Below are 18,103 nucleotides of genomic sequence, written 5' to 3' on the forward strand. Positions count from 1 at the left end.
TACATCGTCCCCGCGTTGTTAGGGTGTTGTTTCAGCTTATCGTATGTCAGTTCGCTATGCGTCTGACTACTTGGTTCAATCGTGCTATCTAACGCGTAAACGTCGTGTAGCAAGTATATGTAGGTGTAGAATTGCGCCATGGGAGGCTTGTTTGATTATGCTCGTTGTGAGATATGCGCCTTGTTCCAAAGCGAACATGGGTACAAATGTAGCAAAAAAAATGCGAATATTGCTGTTCGTTTGCTAAAACCTATCACCTGTCATCGCACACTTTAATTTTATTTCGTGGTTTTAAAGCCATTGCACAAAAATGTGTTACCTTTGCAATGTAAACAATCAAGACAACTTATGATTACATTCCCTTGCGCAAAAATAAATCTAGGACTAAATATTGTAGCCAAACGAGATGATGGTTATCACGACCTAGAAACCGTTTTCTACCCCGTTCCACTTACCGATGCATTGGAAGTGAAGTTGATGGACGAGCAATTTCCTTCGGAGGTGGCGTGCGACTTGAAGGTGACGGGCAACGCCATTGCAGGCGATGAACAGCAAAACCTTGTGTGTAAGGCGTACAATTTGTTGGCTCGCGACTTCTCTATGCCACGTGTTCATGCGCATCTTTATAAGCGCATACCTTCGCAAGCTGGACTTGGGGGCGGATCGAGTGATGCTGCGTTTATGATCAGGTTGCTTGACGAACGGTTTCGGCTGAACATCGGTAATGCCGAAATGGAACGTTATGCTGCCCAACTTGGTGCTGATTGCGCCTTTTTCATCACTGCAGAGCCTTCGTTTGCAACAGGAAAGGGAGAAATTCTTGCGCCTGTAGATACCCCACAGCATAATCTCAGTGGGTATTTTCTGGCTATCGTGAAACCACCAGTTGCGGTTTCCACTGCCGATGCCTTTAAGAACATTGTGCCTAAAAAGCCTGCTAAGTGTTGTCGTGACATTGTTAGGCAACCCATAGCAACGTGGAAAGAGGAACTGACAAATGATTTTGAGCAATCGGTGTTTGCCGTTTATCCCGAGTTAGGTGACATTAAGCGCACACTTTATGCGCAAGGTGCGTTATATGCGCAGATGTCGGGTAGTGGTAGTTCTATCTTCGGACTATTTAAGCAACGGCCCGACGAGTTGGAAAAGTTGTTTCCTGATGCCTTTGTTTACGTTGCCCAGCTGTAGCCGAACAAAAATCTTAAGTATTAGTCGCCTGTTGTTTGTGGCTGTGTAGCTATATTTGTTGTACCACTGACTTAGCCAATGGTGCGCCATTTACGTGAAGGACGAGACGTGTATACGCCTAAATGGCAAACAACTAAGTATAAATAGCGAAGCCCTCGCCATCTTCTGTACACGAGAATATTTGTATCCTTAAGACCATTCTGTAAACTTTATGATAGCATTTGTTTACGTTTTGAATTGTCTGAATTATTATGCGGCTTGGTTAGCATTTAATTGGAACAACGTTCCACCTCATCTGGAATAGTGTTCCATATCATCTGGAACAACATTCCATATCATCTGGAACGCGGTTCCAGTTAAACTGTACCAAATCATAAGGTGAAAGAGTTGGGTACAAACGCTTGTTTAGTGGTTTGTAAGCGCTAAACTTTAAGAGCCTTGCTGCTTATTTTTCGGCTAGCAACAATTTTGGTTTGCTTTTGCTGGCACACAAACATTAGCCCCACATCCTTGCTAAGTGCAAAGGTGTGGGGCATGATATTTTATTGAGAAGCGATGTCTTTAAAAGCGAGACTCCTTATTACATGGAGCACGCCGAAAGTGGCGTGGCCTAGACTATTGCAGCACCTTAACCATGTTTAGCTCTGTAATCTTCCCATCGGGATTAACTTTTGCCTTGATGCGATAGTTGGCTTCGGTCTCTTTATCATCGTCTTCGCGTTCAATTTTCTGTTTTGCAGAGAAGTCAACGGTGTATTCGTATTCGTCGATACCAATTTCACGCTTCGAGATTTTCATGTCGTTGTTAGCTCGCCACTCCATTGCCGTGATGTCGTCTTTGTATATCTTGTTAAGGAATGCGATGACATCGCTCTTTGAGGCATTGCTCTTTCCCAAGAACGAGCTAAGGAAATCGCTAAAGTTGGAAGTTAAAGCCTCGTCGTCGCGGTCGTTTATGCTACGGAACATGCTGCGGAAAACCAAAGCGAGCATTTCTTTTTCTTTCGGCGTAATGTTTTTAGCTTTGGCCACATTCAGGCTATTGTTGGCCTCGTCGATGTGGTCGCCATTGGGATGCTCTGTGATATAGAGGTTATAGGCCTCTGTTGTGTTGGCCGACTTAGCCGCAACCCAGTCTAGCGAATCAATCTTACGCTCGGCCTCACCTTTATGAATGCTGTTGGGATATTTGTTTAGATACTCGGCCAAGGCAGACTTCGAGCCACTTACCATGGTGTTGGTCCAATCCTGTTCGGCCTGCTTCAGTTGTGCCAATTGTTGGCTTATCTTGTCGATGTGTTCGGGGGAGGCATCCCTATAATTGTTCAGATACGACTCGAGCACTGCAGGGTCGTTGCTGTTGAGGGCATATTCGTATTCTTGCTGCTCCTTTCCTCGAGACGAGCCAGAGAAAACGTACACACCAAAACCAACCAACAAGAATCCAATTACCACAATGAGTACAATCGTAGTGATGTTCTTGTTGCGCTGTTGTGGTGTTGTTGGGGGAGGTGTCTGTGGTGGTACTTGGCCGTAAGGAGGCTGTTGAGCACCGCCCGATTGTGGCTGAACGCCACTTGTGGGTTGCGCTGTGGACTGACCCTGATAGGCATTTTGCTGCTGCGAAGTCTGTGTCGGCTGACCTTGATAACCGCTTTGTTGCTGTTGTGTAGGCTGAACAGCTTGCGTTTGGTATGCATTATAGGGTGGTTGGTTGGGTTGCGACTGCACATTTTGGGTGCTTTCGCCCGCATGTTGTTGTGGTTGACCTACATTCGCATTTGTAGTAGGGTACGTCGATGCATTGTTGTAAGGTTGCTGTGGAGTGTCTCCCTGAACAGGGTTTGCAGAAGAAGCGGGTGGGGTAGAGGGCATGGTATTTTGTGCATGCTCTTGTTCCGTATTTAAGTCGTTTGTCGCGCGATGGTGACAATGTGGGCATTCGGCCTGTTCTTTAAAGTAAACATCTCCACAAACGGGGCATTTGATAACCTCGTTTTCAATTTTAACGCCACACGAGGGGCATGAAGGTGCTCTGTCACTAATCTCGCGACCGCACTCGGGACATTTAATCATTGCCATATTGATTCTTTATTTTATGTTCTACTTGAGGATTATTGGTTAGTGATGAAAACGTATTTCGCGCAGGCCATGGTTTTTAAGAAACCTGCTTTTATCTACGAACCCGTTGATACCGTTAATTCTTCCCTTACCCGTATATTGCCATAGGGTGATGTCGCGACCATCTTTCAGTTCTGGTTCGATACCGTTGTATTGGGCAATCATTAGCGGATAGCCATCCACCACTCCTTGCAAGTGGGCGTTGTAGAAGTTGGTGAAGGTATAGATGAGGGGCTTTTGCTTGTAAGCCTCTTCCACAAGCGTGATAAATTTGATAAGCGAATCGCAAAATTCTGCCGTTGGTAGTCCGCTCTTCGTTTCGACATCAATCATCGGAATAAGGTCTTGATCGCCTGGCCTACATTGCATTTTGAAGTTCTCCAACTGTTTAGTGAGGTTCGTTTTGGGTCTGAAGAAATGGTACGAGCCAACTTTCAGCCCATATTGGTGAGCTAAATCGATGTTGCGTTCGTATTTTGGGTCGATGCGGTCGCCCCCTTCGGTGGCCTTGATATATACGTAGGCCATCTTCGAATTTTCGCCGAGAACTTCCCAAAACACTTGCCCTTGGTAATGACTAATATCGATGCCGTGTACGTGGTTGCAAGTATCCTCGCATTGTATGTAGTATCCCTCTTGGGCATGAGCCAAAAATGGACATAATGTGCATGCCAAAATGATAAGTAATTTCTTCATGGTTGCAAAGTTACAAAAAGTCGTTAGAGTCGCCTTACTATCTGCTCATTATTCTTCTAATTCTGATAGATTTTTAGCAAATTTATAGGTCAAATTGCTAATTGTCTCTATCGGTGCATAAAAAACATAGTGTAGGCTGCGCCTCATGCTCTGTTTTATCGCGCTGGAATTGGCATGTATCCACAGCGATTTATTTTGTTTGAAGTCCCATTTGTCGCTTGTGTCTTTCTCAGTACGTTCTACCGACTTGAGCGTAACTTTCTTCGCATCGGACATAGTACGCTTCGTGAAGGGTACTTCATTTGCTTCGAACCCTAAAAGTTGAATAAGGATGCTGCCTTGAAACTGCGCCAAGGTTTCGATATGTAGCTTGGATAGCCAGTTTTCAAGCTTCACGAAGTCTACTTTATGCCCCATTGTGCGGAGATAGACCCCCAAATCAACTACGCCCCTTAACACCACGCCCTTGTTAAGCATCTCTTCTACATTGTGCACGATGATGTTGAGTGCATGTAAGCTCTCTATAGAGGCATCCATAGCATGGGGCTCGTTCTCGCGAATGCTGTTTAAGCGCTTGTTCAGAAACTTGTTTGAGAGTGCAGAGTTGGCGTATTTGTCACCAAAAGATGACTGCGGGCGAGAATGTAGGTCGTTGATGATGGGTTGAGGAATGTGTCGTACGTTTGGATATTGCTGCTTATCGTAACCTGCCAAGGCATACTGTAACACATCGTGAACACCCAATACGGCAAAAAGCTTTCGCCATTTGTAGGCCGACATAGGTTCAACATAGTGCATCTCGCCGAATGCGCCAGTTCTAAGTAACGCGAAAAAGTTTCTCTTTACAACGTCCATTTTCTGTTAGCTATACTTCTTTGGGTATCTGAAAACAATGGCCAGGATGGTTACGAGACCAATGGCGAAAGGGTAATAAAGGTATGGCACGATGTGCGCAGGGTTGATTTTAGCTAACCCCGCGGCCATAAGTAGCTGTGCACCGTAGGGTATAATGCCCTGAATACAGCACGACATGGTGTCGAGAATGCTTGCACTCTTGCGACTGTCTATGTCATACCGTTGGGATATGTCTTTGGCAATGCCACCCACAGTTAGGATTGCTACGGTGTTGTTTGCGGTGCAAATATCTACTAATGAAACGAGTAGGGCGATGGTTCCTTCTGCTCCACGCTTACCATTGATGCGCGCCGTAAGTTTGTTGATAACATAATCCACGCCACCGTTCATGCGTATAATTTCCAGTAGTCCACCTGCCAGCATTGTGATAATGATGAGTTCGCCCATACCCACGATGCCGTTGCCCATAGAGTGGAACCATCCAAAGAGGTCGTAGGCTCCATTCCAAATGCCGATAATGCCCGTCATGGCAATGCCGATTGTGAGAACGGCCATCACGTTCATTCCAAAAATAGCTGTAACGATAACCAATATGTAGGGCAGGATGTTAAGATACTGTATGGCGGAGGGATTGTGTGTGCTTGCAACGCCAAAGCCTAGGAATGTGTAGATAGCAATGATGGCAATGGCAGCAGGTAAAACAATGTAGATGTTTACAAGGAACTTATCTTTCATTCGGCAACCTTGCGTGTTGGTAGCAGCCACAGTGGTGTCGGAAATAAATGATAGGTTGTCGCCGAAAAACGAGCCACCCACGACTATTCCCGCCATAAGTGGAAGACTAACGCCCGTGTTTTGGGCAATGCCTACAGCTATGGGGATGAGGGCGACAATGGTTCCGACACTCGTTCCGATAGAGAGCGATATAAGGCAGGCTGCAAGGAAAATGCCAGGAAGTAAAAGATTGCTTGGCAAAGCATTGAGCGTGAAGTTCACCATGGCATCAATGCTCCCCATCTCTTTGGCAGAATTGGCAAAGGCTCCTGCTAAAACGAATATCCATAGCATTAGCATCATGTTGTTGGTGCTGGCCCCTTTGCTGAATACGTTTATGCGTTCGGCCAAGGGCTTGCCTGTCGACGTGGCGATGGCGTACATGCTAGACATCATGAAAGCCACGGTGATGGGTATCTTATAGAAGTCGCCCGCTACAATTGATGTGACGAGATACATCACGATAAACACGATTAGCGGACTTAAAGCCAATAATCCTTTCTTGTTTGAGATATGGTGCATGTGTTGTTGTTTGGTCTGATGCAACGGCGTTGGCGTGCATCTCTTGTCGTTTTGTTATCCTGCTGTCTGTTTGCGGCTGTGTTGTTGGATGATGACGTGCAGCTGTTTCAGAGTGAAAAGTGCTGCGACTAGGGTGGGGTAATGAGGCTGTTCAAGTTTACCCTCCTGTATTTGCCACGCTTTGTTATCCGTTTTATGGTTATGGTAAACCCCACATTGCTGTTTGTTTTTTGGTAAATGTGGGCATTGGGTTCACTCTTTCTTTACTTTAGCACGTTTTCCTAGCGATGCGTTTTCGTGCTGTAATAGTGGTGGAATGGTGACCGTGGTTTATCCCAATGCGTTTGGAAGCTTTGCCAGTTGGTTTGTCTTAAAGCTGCGTTCGGCGATAAAACTCAACGTTCTCTTTGGTAAGAAGCTCGATTGGCATGTAGTTTATGGGATCGACCTTCTTTTTAAGTACGATGGCTTGAAACAGTGTTTCAACACAAGCATATCCTTGCATGTAAGCATGTTGAGCAATAAGGAACGAGATACTGCCCTGCCTAAGACATTCGGCATTTTTACCTACCATGTCGTAGCCCATTATCTGCACGTTGCGCCTATTGGTTTGAAGAAGGAAATTACCTACAATATGCGCCTTTGAATTAAAGGTGATACAATGGTGTATTTGTGGGTTTTGGGCGAAGAAATCTTCCAAGATGTCGGTATACTCATGCTTATCGGCTTCCAAAGGCAGGTTTACGTCAGTGATCTTTATTTGTGGAAAATGGTCTTGCATGTAGGTCCTGAATCCCATTTCGCGGTTTTCTTGCTGCTTGCTCACCACTTTTCCGTCTTTGGTTTGCTTCAAAATCATGATTTCTTTCTCGCCACTGGCAATCATCATGAGCATTTTTGCAGCGAAATATCCACTTGCCAGTGAGTCTTGACCATAGAAGGAGAGTGGTTGTAGGTCGGGCATGTACGAGTCGAGCATCACAAAGGGGATGTTACGTTCATGCAGCTGGTCGGTGAATGGTCGAGTAATGTCTAGTTGCGAAGGTACAACAATCACTCCATCAGGGTTGAGTGCTAGGCAGTGGTTGGTTTGTTTGATGAACGCTTCAGAGTTAAAACGGTTGTAGTATATTATCTCCACGTTCACATGGAAGTCGCGTCTAACTTCGGCCGCCTTCAATGCGCCCTCTTCAATCTCTTCCCAATAAGCTTCTGATTCGTGTTGGGGAACGACAAGATAAAACGTGTATGACTTGTTATAGGCCAAGGCACTGGCATACATGTTGGGTTGGTAGTTAATGCGTTCCAGAACCTTTTCCACCTTTTCTCTTGCTGTTTTCGATATGTTGGGTCGGTCGTGAAGTACCCTGTCTACTGTTCCAACCGATACACCAGCCATCTCTGCGATATCCTTAATCCTTATTTTGCTACTCATGTGATATGTTGTTACCGAAGACAAAAATACAAAATATCTTCTTAATAGTCAATAGTGTAAACGTTTTTTCGCTATCAATGTTTTGAAGAGGGTATGTAATGGATAAATATTTGGAAAATATGAACGTTTTCGTTAAGCTAATTGGTCAATGATAACTTCATTTGTGCATTGGCCAAACAAAAACGCACACTTTCTAAGAAACAACAAGAGGGTGATCTAGATAAGTGTTGAATGGAGGTTTTCATTGTACAACCATAATAGAAAAGAGGACACATCTGTATGTGTCCTCTTTTCTTATGGATTGTGATTTGTTATTTCACTTTGTCTACAATAGCTTTGAAAGCCTGGGGATTGTTAACTGCTAGGTCGGCAAGAACCTTACGGTTGATTTCGATACCGGCCTTGTGCAATGCGCCCATAAGGGTAGAATAGGTCATATTCTCCAAGCGAGCGGCAGCGTTGATACGTTGAATCCACAGTGCGCGGAAGGTACGTTTCTTATTACGACGGTCGCGATAAGCGTAGGTAAGACCTTTTTCCCAAGTATTTTTGGCTACAGTCCAAACATTCTTTCTGGCACCATAGTAACCCTTTGTAAGCTTTAAAATTCTAGTTCTCTTTGCTTTAGAAGCAACATGATTGACTGATCTTGGCATACTTTCTTCTTAACTTAAAAATGTTTGACTAATGTTTAACGCAAGCAAAGCAAGTCGCGAACCTGCTTCATGTCTGAACGATCAACGAGAGTTGAGTGAACCAAGTTTCTCTTTTGCTTCTTTGTCTTCTTAGTCAAGATGTGACTGTGGTAAGCATGTTTTCTTTTGATCTTACCTGTACCGGTGAAACGAAATCTCTTCTTTGCGCCGGAATTTGTCTTTACTTTAGGCATTTTTTTGTTGTTTATTTGTTATTTATATATGGTGGCAACGCATATACCCGGCGTTACGCACCTCTTTTCTCATCTTTAATTGTAGCCAAAGCTATGGCTTACTTATTCGGCTTGTAGCTTTTTGAGCACGTCTTCACCATTTTTAGCGTTGGCAAACAGACCATTATCTGTACTAGTGGCTTCAGCCTCCATGCTCTTTGCTTCGCTTTCGCGCTTTTCGCGATCCATCTTTTGCTGGCTTTTCTTTACCGTCCCTGCTTTCTTGGGAGCGATGTAAAGGAACATTTTCTTGCCTTCAAGTGCAGGCATCTGTTCTACCTTGCCGTATTCTTCCAAGTCGTTGGCAAAACGCAGGAGCAGAACTTCACCTTGTTCTTTAAAGAGGATTGAGCGTCCGCGGAAGAAAACGTAAGCCCTAACCTTGTTGCCTGCATCCAAAAACTCTTTGGCATGCTTGAGCTTGAAGTTGTAGTCGTGCTCATCGGTTTGCGGTCCAAACCTAATTTCCTTCACTTCTACCTTCACTTGCTTGGCCTTCATTTCCTTTGCGTGCTTCTTTTGCTGATAAAGGAATTTGGAATAGTCGATGATGCGACAAACGGGAGGTTGTGCGTTGGGTGAAATTTCCACTAAGTCCACTCCTTGGCTACGGGCCATGTCGAGAGCTTGACGTGTGGGCATGACAGTGGAACCGCCTTCATTTACGATGCGTACTTCCTTCGCGCGTATCTGCTCGTTTATGCGATACTGGTTCTTTATTCTTTCATTCTTCATTCAACAATATTATAATAAGCGGCTGCAAAAGTACGATTTTTCGCGCAACAAGCAAAATAATTCATTGATTATTTTACAGATACGTGTTCTTTTTCCTTCTACTTAAAGTACTTTCACAATGCGAAGACCAAGGAGAGGCGAAGTCTAGGAAAGTAAAACCGACTTATGGGCGCAACATCCGCAGACATTTTTGCGGAGTCTCGACCATAAGTCGGTTGTGTATATAAAGCCCTCTTGCGCTAGTTGACAAGCTAACGAGTTAACGAATTGACAAGTTGTTAAGCCTGTTCTTGTAGCTCATTTGGCCTAAGTTGATTGAGCTGATTGGCCCAAGTGTCGTGAGAAAACTGCTGATAAAGTAGTTGAATACACGTAATTGGGCTTTTTTAGGCTCGCCTTAATCGTTTGGATGGATGTCGGTAGCAGCCAGTTGAGTTGCCACTTCATCGTTGATACGTTTGGCAAATTCTTCCATTGTCATGGTAGCTTGTTCGCCTCCGCCTTGTTTTCTCATCGAAACAAGTCCTTCTTCGGCCTCTTTTTCGCCAACAATAACCATGTAGGGCACACGCTTAATCTCGTTGTCGCGTATCTTACGGCCGATTTTCTCGTTGCGAACGTCGAGCGTTGCACGAACGCCAACGCTGTCTAAGTACTTGGCCACGCGCTGTGCGTAGTCGTTGTACTTCTCCGATATGGGCAGAATGGCCACTTGGTCGGGGATGAGCCACAAGGGGAAGTGCCCTGCTGTGTGTTCAATAAGAACAGCCGTGAAACGTTCCATCGAACCGAAAGGTGCGCGGTGAACCATCACAGGCGTTTTCTTTGTGTTGTCTTCGGCTGTATATTCCAACTTAAAGCGTTCGGGCAAGTTGTAGTCTACTTGGATAGTACCCAACTGCCAGCGACGTCCGATGGCGTCTTTCACCATAAAGTCGAGCTTCGGACCATAGAAAGCGGCCTCACCGTAGGCTATCTTTGCGTCGAGTCCTTTCTCCTTGCAAGCGTCGATAATGGCTTGTTCGCTCTCTTCCCAAACCTCGTCAGAACCAATATACTTCGTGGTGTTATTTGGATCGCGCAAGCTAATCTGCGCCTCGAAGTTGTCGAACTGGAAGATTTTGAATACTGCCTGGATGATGTCCATTACGCGCAGGAATTCGTTTTTAACCTGTTCGGGACGGCAGAAAATATGCGCATCGTCTTGCGTAAACGAACGAACACGGGTTAGTCCATGCAATTCTCCACTCTTTTCGTAGCGATAAACCGTACCAAACTCAGCGATACGCAGAGGCAGGTCTTTATACGAGCGGGGCTTCCATGCAAATACCTCACAGTGATGTGGGCAGTTCATGGGTTTCAACATGTACTCTTCGTCTTCTTCGGGCGTATGTATGGGTTGGAATGAATCCTTGCCATAATGTGCGTAATGCCCCGAAGTGACATACAAGTTCTTGCTACCGATGTGTGGGGTGATAACCTCTTGATATCCAAAACGCTTCTGTATTTTGCGCAACATGTCCTGTAAGCGTAGGCGAAGTTCCGTTCCCTTGGGCAACCAAATTGGCAAGCCCTTGCCCACACGCTCAGAGAACATGAATAACTCCATCTCTTTTCCAATCTTACGATGGTCGCGTTTCTTGGCCTCTTCAAGCATGACGAGATACTCGTCAAGCATCTTTTTCTTGGGGAACGTGATACCGTAGATACGTGTTAGCTGATCTTTCTCAGCGTCACCACGCCAAAATGCGCCAGCAACACTTGTAAGTTTGATGGCCTTAATAGGACCGGTAGTCATAAGGTGAGGGCCTCGGCAGAGATCGGTAAACGCTCCTTGCGAATAGGTAGAGATAGTTCCGTCTTCCAAGTCGAGGTCTATATGCTCGCACTTGTATTCCTGTCCGTCGGCCTTAAATTCTTTCAGCGCATCAGCCTTCGATACTTCACGACGCACGATAGCCTCGTCTCTCTTGGCAAATTCGCGCATCTTCTCTTCTATTTTAGGGAAGTCGTTCTCGCTGATGGGTGTTCCGTCTTTGGTCATTACATCGTAGAAGAAACCGTTTTCTACGGCTGGACCGAAACCGAACTGTATGCCAGGGTAGAGTGCTTGCAGGGCTTCGGCTAGTAGGTGAGCCGATGAATGCCAGAACGTGTGTTTCCCTTCTTCGTCTTCCCACTTGTAAAGCGCAATCGTTGCGTCTTCGTTTATGGGACGATTAAGCTCGGTAGTTTTGCCATTTACGCCAATCGAAAGCACATCGCGTGCTAGGGCTGGCGAGATGCTTTTTGCTATTTCCAAGCCGGTAATGCCTTTTTCGTACTCGCGGATGGAACCATCCGGAAATGTTATTTTTATCATATACCTTTTTATTTATTGTCGTTTTGATTGCAAAAATACGATTTTCTTTTTACATTGCGTTGATATTTTGGCAAAATATACCACACTTCGGGCACGTTATAGGGTTGACTGAAAGCGTGTCGAAGCCTAAAATTCGCTTGTGAAATGAAACTTGATATGTTCGAAATCTTGTTGTGCCATGCTCAGGACATAGCCCGAATCGGCTAAGAAAACGTCGCGTCCATCGCGGTCTTTAGCCATATACTGATACTTTCTTTTTTTGAAATTTTCTAGCTCTTTGGGGTCGTCAGACTCTATCCAGCAGGCCTTATGTAGGTGAACGGGTTCCCAACGACACTTTGCATTGTATTCGTTTTGAAGGCGATATTCGATAACTTCGAATTGAAGTTGCCCTACTGTGCCGATGATTTTTCGTCCATTGAACTGGTTAACGAAAAGTTGTGCCACACCTTCGTCCATTAATTGCTCGATACCTTTATTCAGTTGCTTAGCCTTCATTGGATCGTCGTTCTCGATATACTTGAACATCTCGGGCGAGAACGATGGCAAACCGCGGAAGTGTAGTAGTTCCCCTTCGGTCAAAGTATCACCAATCTTGAAGATTCCACTATCAGGTAAGCCGATGATGTCGCCTGGATAAGCCTCGTCAATGGTGCTTTTGCGTTGCGCCATGAACTGTGTTGGACTGCTGAAGCGCAATGTCTTGTCGAGTCGAACATGTCGATAGGGTTGGTTTCTCACAAACTTGCCACTGCATATCTTGCAAAATGCAATGCAAGAGCGGTGGTTGGGATCGATGTTTGCGGTTATCTTGAAGATAAAACCTGTGAACTTGGGTTCGGTGGGTTGCACTTCACGCTCTTCGGCCATTGTAGGCTTGGGGCTTGGGGCTATCTCCACGAAACAGTTGAGCAGTTCTTGAACACCGAAATTATTGAGCGCACTACCGAAGAACACGGGTGCGACATGTCCTGCACGATATGTTTCGACATCGAATTCAGGGTAAACGCCGTCTACCAGTTCCAAGTCGTCACGAAGTTTCTGTGCGTCTTGCTCGCCGATATGTTCGTTCAGTTCGTCGCTATTTACATCTACCTCCACCTTTTCAGTAACGCGTTGCTTGTCGGGAGTGAACAGTTGCAGTTGGTTTTCGTAGATATTGAACACCCCTTTGAAGCGTTCGCCTTGGTTGATGGGCCACGATAAGGGCCTAACCTTTATTTGCAGTTCCTCTTCTAGCTCGTCGAGCAGGTCGAAAGGGTCGCGTCCTTCACGGTCCATCTTATTGATAAAGATAATCACGGGAGTGCTTCGCATTCGGCAAACTTCCATAAGCTTGCGTGTTTGGGTTTCTACACCCTTGGCCGAATCTACAACGATGATGGCCGAGTCCACGGCTGTAAGCGTGCGGTAGGTATCTTCGGCGAAGTCTTGGTGTCCTGGTGTGTCCAGTATGTTCACCTTATATCCTTCGTAATCGAACTCCATAACCGAGGTGGAAACCGATATACCACGTTGCTTTTCGATGTCCATCCAGTCGGATGTAGCCGTCTTTCTTATCTTGTTGCTCTTTACTGCTCCCGCCACTTGTATCTGTCCACCGAACAGCAAAAACTTTTCGGTGAGTGTGGTCTTACCCGCATCGGGGTGAGAGATGATGGCGAAGGTTCGTCTTCTTTCTATTTCAGTCATTCTTTACTATTTTCTTATTCAATTTGGCAGGCTGACGGTTTAACGAGTTGACAAGTCCGTTATTCCCTTAACCATGTTAATTCGTGATTAAAGCTTGGCAATACACTTGGCCAATGACTCTTCCCAGTGGGGTATCTCGATACCATAAGTAGTCTTAACCTTTGTCTTATCAAGCACACTATATGCAGGGCGATTGGCTGGGGTGGGGTATTCTACCGTATGTAAGGGAGATACTTTGCAGGTGGTAATTCCCGATAGGCGATGTATGCTCTTAGTAAAATCGTACCAGCTTGTTACACCCTCGTTTGAGAAATGGTAAACTCCAGGTTTGATGCCCTTGTCAATAGCTGTCATTATCACAGTGGCAAGGTCGTGGGCGTAGGTAGGTGTGCCCACTTGGTCGAAGATAACGCCCAGTTGTTCGCGTTCTTTTCCTAGACGTATCATCGTTTTCACAAAGTTATTACCAAACTCGCTGTACAGCCAAGCCGTTCTTATAATCATTGAGTTAGAGCAAAATTTGGCCACAGCTTGTTCGCCTTCAAGCTTTGTTTGACCATAAACGCTGTTGGGGCAAGGTTCGTCGCTTTCTACGTATGGCGTGTGCTTGGTGCCGTCGAATACATAATCGGTAGACACCTGTACCATCCATCCACCACGTTTGGCTACGGCCTCAGCCAGAAAGGCGGGAGCGTCGGCATTTAGTTTCCTGGCCAATAGCAGGTCGCTTTCAGCTTTGTCTACGGCCGTATAGGCTGCACAGTTCACAATACCGCCAATCTCGTTAGCCTCAACAAAGCGTTCAATGGCTGCCTTGTCGGTAATGTCTAGTTCGTTAACGTCGGTGTTGAACCATGTATGTTGTGCAGACATCGCTTGCAGCAGCTTAATCTCGTTTCCTAGTTGGCCGTTGCAGCCTGTAATCAAGATATTCATTTATGCGGTGGTTTTGTTTATTCGTCTTCGAAAATTAGGCCCTCGGTCTTGTCCTTCTGATAATAATCGGCGAGCATACCCACAAAGGTGGTGATCTCTTTGATGGCAGTCATCGTATCAGGAGTTATCTCCTTTTGCTTCAATCTCAGTAGCATCACGCCGTAAAGTGCGTCAAGGCAGGTCTCAATTTCATTAACATGCTTATCGCCCTTGTTGCGAAGCTCTACGATAAAGGGCAGAACCTTGTAATATTCAGCATTATAAAAGGGGAACTTCGTGCTTTGTATCAGCTGGTTGTGCAGGTCCATCAGGTCGTCAACGATGATGGCGTTGATTTGCAGATGTCCTCGTTCGCGTTTCCCTTCTTGGTTCATCATGCGCACAAGGTTACCATACCAGTCGAGCATCTCTTCCTTTTGTTCGGCCGTATAGTCAAATTTGTCTATGTATTCGTGCCTGATGCGCTGCAACGAACAGCCGTAAGCGCGTATCAAGTCTTCTATTTGCCACATATATAATATGTATTCGGCAATGCTCTTTTCTCTCAGTTGTTTGGCAATGTACATTTAATGATGTTTTGCTAGGGGTGAATGTGGGGTACTCCTTATTATATAATAGGAGCACAAAAAGTGATGACTGGCGATGTACGTCAGTATTCGAAAGTGTAGAGGTTAAATATTGTGCCAATAAGAAATATCACCGAGAAGATGATAACCACGCTACCAATAATCTTGTTGATGAGTACAATGCCGCCACTGTCGAACTTTCCGCGCACCTTATCGATAAGCCAAGTTAGTCCAAACCACCACAGCAATGCCCCCAAAACGATACCCGTATATCCGCCAACCATGAGCCAAGGTCTGTTGGGAACAACAAAGGCAAACTGGGCAAAGGTGGCCATGAAGAGAAAGATGATAAGCGGATTGGAGAAGGTAACGAGAAAAGCCGTTATGCCATTGTGTATCAATGTGCCCTTGGCCTTACCGCTGAAATGCACCTTTTTGGTAGGATTAGACTTGAAACAGTAAATTCCAAAGAACATCAGCAGTATGCTGCCCAATATCTTAAGGGCAAAAAGTGTGCGCGGGGCAGTGATGAGGTCCATAATGAAACTCATGCCATAACCCGTAACTAAGGCATAAATCATATCGCTTACAGCCGCTCCTATGCCGGTAATGAAGCCATACCATCTGCCCTTGTTCAGTGTTCGCTGTACGCAAAGCACCCCTACGGGACCCATGGGAGCAGAGGCAATAAGACCTATGAGTATTCCTTTGAATACGATGTCTACAATATCTATATGAAAAGGTAAGGGCATAACGGGTGCAAAATTGCAAAAAATATGCGGATTGAGCAAATTTTCAACTTATAAGTTTGTGTTATTCCATATTTTTCATAACTTTGTCTACGCTTATTTTAAGGCCTTATTATGGGTCACGGGTCAAAAGGTGGCACAATCATGTCACAACTTAGGGTTAGCCTTTGAGGGCTATATTGGCACAAGCAAACAATTATTACTAAACTAAAAATAAAGACACAACATGAGTGTAATAGAAGAATTGAAACCATACGTGATTGGTTTAGACTTGGGTGGAACGAACTCTGTATTCGGTATTGTTGATAGCCGAGGCGAGATTAAGGCTACAACGGCCATTAAGACGCAAGCCTATACCAACGTGGAAGACTATGTTAAGGCTTCTCTCGACGCACTGCACGTTATCATTGAGCAAGTTGGCGGCATGGAAAATATCAAGGCAATGGGCATTGGAGCACCTAACGGCAACTACTATAAAGGTACAATAGAGTTTGCTCCGAACTTGGCTTGGGGACATGATGGTGTAGTTCCACTTGCAGATATGTTTTCAAAAGGACTTGGTGGCATACCTGTGGCACTAACCAACGATGCGAATGCTGCCGCCATTGGTGAAATGATATACGGCGTTGCACGTGGTATGAAGAACTTTATCGTTATCACTTTGGGTACGGGCGTTGGTTCGGGCATCGTGATTAATGGACAAGTTGTGTATGGTAGCGACGGATTTGCAGGCGAATTGGGACACGTTATTGCCCAGAAAGAAGGCGGACGTAGCTGTGGATGTGGCCGTTTTGGCTGCTTGGAAACCTACTGCTCGGCAACAGGCGTGGCGCGTTCGGCACGCGAATTTTTGGAGAAAACAACGACTCCTTCTGTACTTCGCGAATTGAAACCCGAAGAAATCACGTCACTAGACGTGTCGCTTGCAGCCGCTAAGGGTGACAAGTTGGCTATCGACGTTTATGAGTTCACTGGCAAAATGCTTGGTGAGGCTTGTGCTGACTTCGCTGCTTTCTCATCACCAGAGGCATTTATCTTCTTTGGCGGACTGACAAAGGCAGGCGACTTGCTGATGAAGCCACTTAAGAAAGCATACGATGAGAATGTGCTGAAGATTTTCAAAGACAAGGCAAAGTTCCTCATTAGTGGTCTTGAAGGTTCTTCGGCTGCGGTTCTTGGAGCAAGTGCCGTGGGATGGGAGTTGTAATAAGCCCCGTTCATAACAGATATAGAAAGGCGCCACGGAAACGATAACCGTGGCGCTTTTCGTGTTTTTTGCTAGGACTGGGCTGACCTTTACCGCAATCCACATAAAAATACTTGCTTTCAAATCTCTACATATATTGCAATGAATAGATATACTTGGATGTGAAGAGCAAAAAGGTTTGGGTGTATTTACGTATGTTGGGCACTCCTTCTGTGTACAATGTGCAAATCCATTAAATACGTATAGCGTAGTGTTTTGAAAGTTCTGGAACATCACTTTTTCAACTTCTGCGTCTGTCTCACGTATTTGTACTGTTGTTATCAATTAGTTGGAACACTGTTCCATGTGATATGTAACATCATTCCAGTTGACAAGTAACGGTGTTCCACCATAGTGGTAAGAAAGCAGGAGCTATAAAAGCTGTGTTTTTGGGTTCACCAAATGTCTTTTCAAAGTTTGTTTATTGGCCTTACTTCTGTTAATACCATCTTTATTGATGTTGGCAATTGGTGATGCTATAGCTAATATGCTTTATTGAATAGGGCTGATTATAACAAGGTCTAATCCATTTGGTAAAGCTTTATTTCAACTCTTCGAATCTGCCTTCCGAGTTGATGTGATAGTATCTTACACGATGCTTTATCTTCCCTTTTTCTCGTTTTTCCCCCTTTAAACACACGATATGGTTTGGAAGTATTTGAAAATTAATCCTACTGTAATCAGCGGTTTCTTCGCTTTCTGCTCCCCAATCATCCCATACGTAATGAATGCACAATTTCTGAGTCTTGCCATTTATAACCCCTTTGTCTGATATGCACATTTCCCAGCATTCGGTGTCGCCATATTCAAAGCGTATTATAAACACATCGAGCCCTTGATGGCTAGGCAATGGATATATCCCATTCCCGCACGAATTTATGTAATCCTTGAATGGCATATTTTTACCATCGATAATAATGGTTTTTACTTTATCCGTGGTTTCTTCTAGTTTTCCTTCTAGCAAAGAATTTTCATCGAGTATTATTTTAGTTGTGTCAATCTTCAGTTTATTCATGTCAACGTCCTTCCCTTTAAAGAAATCGTCGTTATTTATTTCTGCATCTGGCGTGGAATTTTCGTCGTTGAAATCGTCACTTTTGTCAATCGTATAGGCCTGATTTGTTTCTTTGGATTGCTTAGTTGCTTTTTCGGCGTTTGCAATAGCATTGGAGTGTTGTGGGTTTCCATGTTTACAGCTATATGTGGCATTGAGAAATGCCAATAATAGTAATAGCGATGGTATCTTTCTCATAAGTGTTACTTGGTTTTGTTATTGACTGTCAATGAGGATATTAAGG

16 protein-coding genes are annotated in these 18,103 nt (G+C 44.9%); 2 read left to right on the forward strand and 14 right to left on the reverse strand.

Features of this window, described 5'->3' with window-relative positions:
* Nucleotides 1-348 precede the first annotated feature (348 nt).
* A complete protein-coding gene (gene ispE / locus F453_RS0100970) occupies nt 349-1,188 on the forward strand; it encodes a 4-(cytidine 5'-diphospho)-2-C-methyl-D-erythritol kinase (RefSeq protein WP_018966319.1) in 840 nt (279 codons plus the stop codon).
* Between the two features lie 615 nt (nt 1,189-1,803).
* Here the strand turns inward: ispE and F453_RS0100975 are convergent.
* The 13 genes from F453_RS0100975 to F453_RS0101030 all read right to left on the reverse strand — a co-directional run bounded on the left by F453_RS0100975 (nt 1,804) and on the right by F453_RS0101030 (nt 15,562).
* Nucleotides 1,804-3,270, reverse strand: coding sequence for a zinc ribbon domain-containing protein (locus F453_RS0100975; protein ID WP_018966320.1), 1,467 nt, complete (start codon nt 3,268-3,270; stop codon nt 1,804-1,806).
* Between the two features lie 39 nt (nt 3,271-3,309).
* Nucleotides 3,310-4,005, reverse strand: coding sequence for a glycoside hydrolase family 25 protein (locus tag F453_RS0100980; RefSeq protein WP_018966321.1), 696 nt, complete (start codon nt 4,003-4,005; stop codon nt 3,310-3,312).
* Between the two features lie 48 nt (nt 4,006-4,053).
* A complete protein-coding gene (locus F453_RS0100985) occupies nt 4,054-4,860 on the reverse strand; it encodes a hypothetical protein (RefSeq protein ID WP_018966322.1) in 807 nt (268 codons plus the stop codon).
* Between the two features lie 6 nt (nt 4,861-4,866).
* On the reverse strand, nt 4,867-6,156 hold the full coding sequence (locus F453_RS0100990) for a Na+/H+ antiporter NhaC family protein (protein WP_018966323.1): 1,290 nt from the start codon (nt 6,154-6,156) through the stop codon (nt 4,867-4,869).
* A gap of 370 nt (nt 6,157-6,526) precedes the next feature.
* Nucleotides 6,527-7,591, reverse strand: a complete 1,065-nt coding sequence (locus F453_RS0100995) for a LacI family DNA-binding transcriptional regulator (RefSeq protein ID WP_018966324.1) — start codon at nt 7,589-7,591, stop codon at nt 6,527-6,529.
* Between the two features lie 311 nt (nt 7,592-7,902).
* Nucleotides 7,903-8,247 carry a 50S ribosomal protein L20 gene (gene rplT / locus F453_RS0101000; protein WP_009235381.1) on the reverse strand — a complete coding sequence of 115 codons (345 nt, stop codon included), beginning with the start codon at nt 8,245-8,247 and terminating at the stop codon, nt 7,903-7,905.
* Between the two features lie 35 nt (nt 8,248-8,282).
* The gene (gene rpmI, locus F453_RS13980; protein ID WP_009235382.1) at nt 8,283-8,480 is read right to left on the reverse strand and encodes a 50S ribosomal protein L35; all 198 of its coding nucleotides are present in this window, start codon (nt 8,478-8,480) and stop codon (nt 8,283-8,285) included.
* Between the two features lie 102 nt (nt 8,481-8,582).
* Entirely contained in the window at nt 8,583-9,254 is a 672-nt protein-coding gene (infC, locus tag F453_RS0101005) for a translation initiation factor IF-3 (protein ID WP_018966325.1), read from the reverse strand.
* Nucleotides 9,255-9,651: 397 nt separating this feature from the next.
* Nucleotides 9,652-11,616 (reverse strand): threonine--tRNA ligase, encoded by a 1,965-nt coding sequence (thrS, locus tag F453_RS0101010; RefSeq protein WP_018966326.1) that lies wholly within the window; start codon nt 11,614-11,616, stop codon nt 9,652-9,654.
* Nucleotides 11,617-11,742: 126 nt separating this feature from the next.
* Nucleotides 11,743-13,308 (reverse strand): peptide chain release factor 3, encoded by a 1,566-nt coding sequence (locus F453_RS0101015; protein ID WP_018966327.1) that lies wholly within the window; start codon nt 13,306-13,308, stop codon nt 11,743-11,745.
* An 87-nt stretch (nt 13,309-13,395) separates the two neighbouring features.
* The gene (rfbD, locus tag F453_RS0101020) at nt 13,396-14,244 is read right to left on the reverse strand and encodes a dTDP-4-dehydrorhamnose reductase (RefSeq protein WP_018966328.1); all 849 of its coding nucleotides are present in this window, start codon (nt 14,242-14,244) and stop codon (nt 13,396-13,398) included.
* 17 nt (nt 14,245-14,261) lie between these two features.
* Entirely contained in the window at nt 14,262-14,810 is a 549-nt protein-coding gene (locus F453_RS0101025) for a DUF4924 family protein (protein WP_018966329.1), read from the reverse strand.
* An 83-nt stretch (nt 14,811-14,893) separates the two neighbouring features.
* Complete coding sequence (locus F453_RS0101030; protein WP_009235388.1) at nt 14,894-15,562, reverse strand: LysE family translocator; 669 nt, start codon at nt 15,560-15,562, stop codon at nt 14,894-14,896.
* Between the two features lie 223 nt (nt 15,563-15,785).
* Between F453_RS0101030 and F453_RS0101035 the strand changes: the two genes are divergently transcribed.
* Nucleotides 15,786-16,766: an ROK family protein gene (locus F453_RS0101035; RefSeq protein WP_018966330.1), complete on the forward strand. Its 981-nt coding sequence runs from the start codon at nt 15,786-15,788 to the stop codon at nt 16,764-16,766.
* A 580-nt stretch (nt 16,767-17,346) separates the two neighbouring features.
* Here F453_RS0101035 and F453_RS0101040 read toward each other — a convergent pair.
* Nucleotides 17,347-18,057, reverse strand: coding sequence for a hypothetical protein (locus F453_RS0101040; RefSeq protein WP_018966331.1), 711 nt, complete (start codon nt 18,055-18,057; stop codon nt 17,347-17,349).
* Nucleotides 18,058-18,103: the final 46 nt, after the last annotated feature.

The sequence above is a fragment of the Hoylesella loescheii DSM 19665 = JCM 12249 = ATCC 15930 genome (assembly GCF_000378085.1).
GTDB classification, from domain to species: Bacteria; Bacteroidota; Bacteroidia; order Bacteroidales; family Bacteroidaceae; genus Prevotella; species Prevotella loescheii.